Source organism: Alteromonas sp. BZK5, from assembly GCF_014349115.1.
Taxonomy (GTDB): Bacteria; Pseudomonadota; Gammaproteobacteria; order Enterobacterales; family Alteromonadaceae; genus Alteromonas; species Alteromonas macleodii.
In genome coordinates this window covers 1-2,974 of the sequence record NZ_JACSOE010000188.1, presented here as the reverse complement: position 1 = coordinate 2,974, position 2,974 = coordinate 1, and the positions used below count along the sequence as shown (strand labels likewise).

Sequence of the window (2,974 nt, the reverse complement as noted above, 5' to 3'; positions counted from 1 at the left end):
GTTTAAACATTGATAGGAAGCGTGTTGCTGACAACACTGATGAGCTGCCAACCCACCATCGATTCAACACCTATGGATTGAACCGAACGGCTATTTTACCCAAATTTTAACCAATAAATTTCGCTCTTTAAAATTAAGCAATAATAACAAGGCGTTAGAGGTGTCTGGAAAATATTGGTATTTTCATAAGATTTACTCTAACGCATTTATACACATCACTTTTTAAAATATCTTTTACAGTTCATGGCCGCACAGGCCACTTAGAAATTTTCGTAAGGTAAGAAGTCGGCCAGTTCGTAGTTCATGGCCGCACAGGCCACTTAGAAAATATCGCCAGCGTAAGACCAAGGCTTTGGAAGGTTCATGGCCGCACAGGCCACTTAGAAAAGGACAGGGTTGTGAAGCTTGTACGTAATCACGTTCATGGCCGCACAGGCCACTTAGAAAAACATCAGCCAGCACAATGCCTTTATCTTCTGGTTCATGGCCGCACAGGCCACTTAGAAAAATTAGAAAACCGCTCACTACGCATTAAGCGTGTTCATGGCCGCACAGGCCACTTAGAAAATTTCGAAAGCAAGCTTAACCATTCTGTATTTGTTCATGGCCGCACAGGCCACTTAGAAATAAAGTTGGAAATAGAGAGACAAGACCCCGCAGTTCATGGCCGCACAGGCCACTTAGAAATAGCAATCGGCATTATGCTAATCGTATCAAGCGTTCATGGCCGCACAGGCCACTTAGAAAAATTGCTGCGCAATTAAAAGACGTAATTAATAGTTCATGGCCGCACAGGCCACTTAGAAATATCCCTGAGTCTGCATTATTCTTTTTTGATTGTTCATGGCCGCACAGGCCACTTAGAAATGGTTGTAACGTTACGCTTTCACGGGTGCGCAGTTCATGGCCGCACAGGCCACTTAGAAATATCTGCACATCGGTCAAACAAGCAAACAATCGTTCATGGCCGCACAGGCCACTTAGAAAAACTTCCCCTTAGTGCGAATGTAGACATTGCCTGTTCATGGCCGCACAGGCCACTTAGAAAAATATCAAGGCGCTAATGATTACTCTATTAATGTTCATGGCCGCACAGGCCACTTAGAAACTTACGGCCTGTTAGCAACTAGCTTGCTGTCAGTTCATGGCCGCACAGGCCACTTAGAAATCTTGTTTGTTGGTTAACTATACCGCCTAAGGGTTCATGGCCGCACAGGCCACTTAGAAATCATGCTCTAGTTTTGTTCTGTATGCTTCGATGTTCATGGCAGCACAGGCCACTTAGAAATAAAGAACGGCGTACCGCAAAAGGGTAATAACGTTCATGGCCGCACAGGCCACTTAGAAAGGGTGAACGTTGACCAACTCGCCGGACATAATGTTCATGGCCGCACAGGCCATTTAGAAAACCGGTAAAGATAAGCACCCCGCTTAAATGGTGTTCATGGCCGCACAGGCCACTTAGAAAAGGGCGTTTATTTTTCCTCTTTCACCTCCTTGGTTCATGGCCGCACAGGCCACTTAGAAATCCTATAAACGGTATTTTCTTAATCACGTAACGTTCATGGCCGCACAGGCCACTTAGAAAGACAAGGATAAAAACTGGCGTGAAATATCTGTGTTCATGGCCGCACAGACCACTTAGAAAATTCGTTACCGCGCCAGTTTTATTCGCGACTAGTTCATGGCCGCACAGGCCACTTAGAAATATGAAGCTGACCACAACGAACATGGCAAAACGTTCATGGCCGCATAGGCCACTTAAAAGCTAAATGATGACTGTACATACCTTGAAGTCGACTGGCCTGATGTAATTTGTAACTACTCGTTGACTGTCAACTTTGCCTTTCAATCAAAGAGTTGAGTTAGTTAAAAGGTTGAGAGTCGCATAACGCCTAAATTTAAATAGGCGACAAGTCGTATCTATTGGAATGGGGGCGAATGAGCGCCCCTATAGGATAGATAGGTTAAAAACTCAGCTGAGATTTACTCAACAATCTTGGAACACTATCGCTATACAGTTCATAACCGTAATAGCCATTCAAAGCATTTGAGAAATCCGCATCAATAAAATAAAGCGCCGCAAAGGTTGGCGCTTCGTTCCAAGGCAAGCTTTGCTGATTCGTCGGTGTTTCGTGCGTTAAATGTAGTCTTGCACTTTTGTTCGCATACGTTTTACTTAAATGAACATCGTTCAAGAATACTTCTTCACCACTGGTACCTGCAAAACGTTTTCTCTGCCACGACACACGCACGTTTTTGTACTTTGTGAGCACAGCGCCGCTTGCCGCATCCGTCAATGTAAGCTCTGAACTTGGTAGTGCAACATCATCAATCATGAACTCACCATCTGAGGTGAGCGCAACAGAAGATAAGTTAACTGGGTCATAAGACAGTTTTACAACTGCTGGGCCGCTATTCATGTGTGTCATAAATGAATATTCGACCTCAGCCGCGACAAGGTTAATTGAACACAAGCATGTCAGTGAAAGTAGTAGACGTTTCATATATTTCTCCAAAGTAGTAAACATCAGTATTAATGTGTTAGGAATTACCACTAATTGGCTTTTTATTGAGCGTTATCTATTTTTGTTGAATCACTTTCGCAGAGCTTAATTAAGGTACCGGATTCTGTTCGTGGCTTGTCCCAGTAACTTATCCAATTGACTATCGATTTAACAACGTTACCTGCAGCGCTACATCCCCAGGTTTCACCATACGGGGTTATACCCCAAAACATGCCATCCTCTTCAGTTAGGTCTATCCAGCACCCATTGTTAAAAACTATGGTACCACCGATGTTTTTCTTAACATGGTCTTCTAATGATGTATTAACTCTCATGAGATGGCACCGCCCTGCGCTATTTTGCTTAATTTTTCCCTATCGCATTCTTTATGAAAACGACGGAGTTGTTAAAACCTCTAGCGTGTAAAACTGACCTCATTGACGCGTCGTTCCTGAGGACGTACAACC

The 2,974-nt window shown here is 43.8% G+C and carries 2 protein-coding genes and 1 CRISPR repeat array; both genes read right to left on the bottom strand.

Annotated elements, in window-relative coordinates; genetic code table 11:
- Positions 1-239 precede the first annotated feature (239 nt).
- Positions 240-1,768: direct repeats of the CRISPR family, unit length 28 nt; unit sequence GTTCATGGCCGCACAGGCCACTTAGAAA.
- A gap of 199 nt (positions 1,769-1,967) precedes the next feature.
- Entirely contained in the window at positions 1,968-2,507 is a 540-nt protein-coding gene (locus BIZ39_RS21050) for a hypothetical protein (protein WP_187447998.1), read from the bottom strand.
- 62 nt (positions 2,508-2,569) lie between these two features.
- Entirely contained in the window at positions 2,570-2,842 is a 273-nt protein-coding gene (locus BIZ39_RS21045; RefSeq protein ID WP_187447997.1) for a hypothetical protein, read from the bottom strand.
- Positions 2,843-2,974: the final 132 nt, after the last annotated feature.

What these genes read in the sequence shown, in the direction of transcription:
- BIZ39_RS21050 (WP_187447998.1), bottom strand. Translation starts at nt 2,507, where the DNA reads ATGAAACGTCTACTACTTTCACTGACATGCTTGTGTTCAATTAACCTT.
- BIZ39_RS21045 (WP_187447997.1), bottom strand. Translation starts at nt 2,842, where the DNA reads ATGAGAGTTAATACATCATTAGAAGACCATGTTAAGAAAAACATCGGT.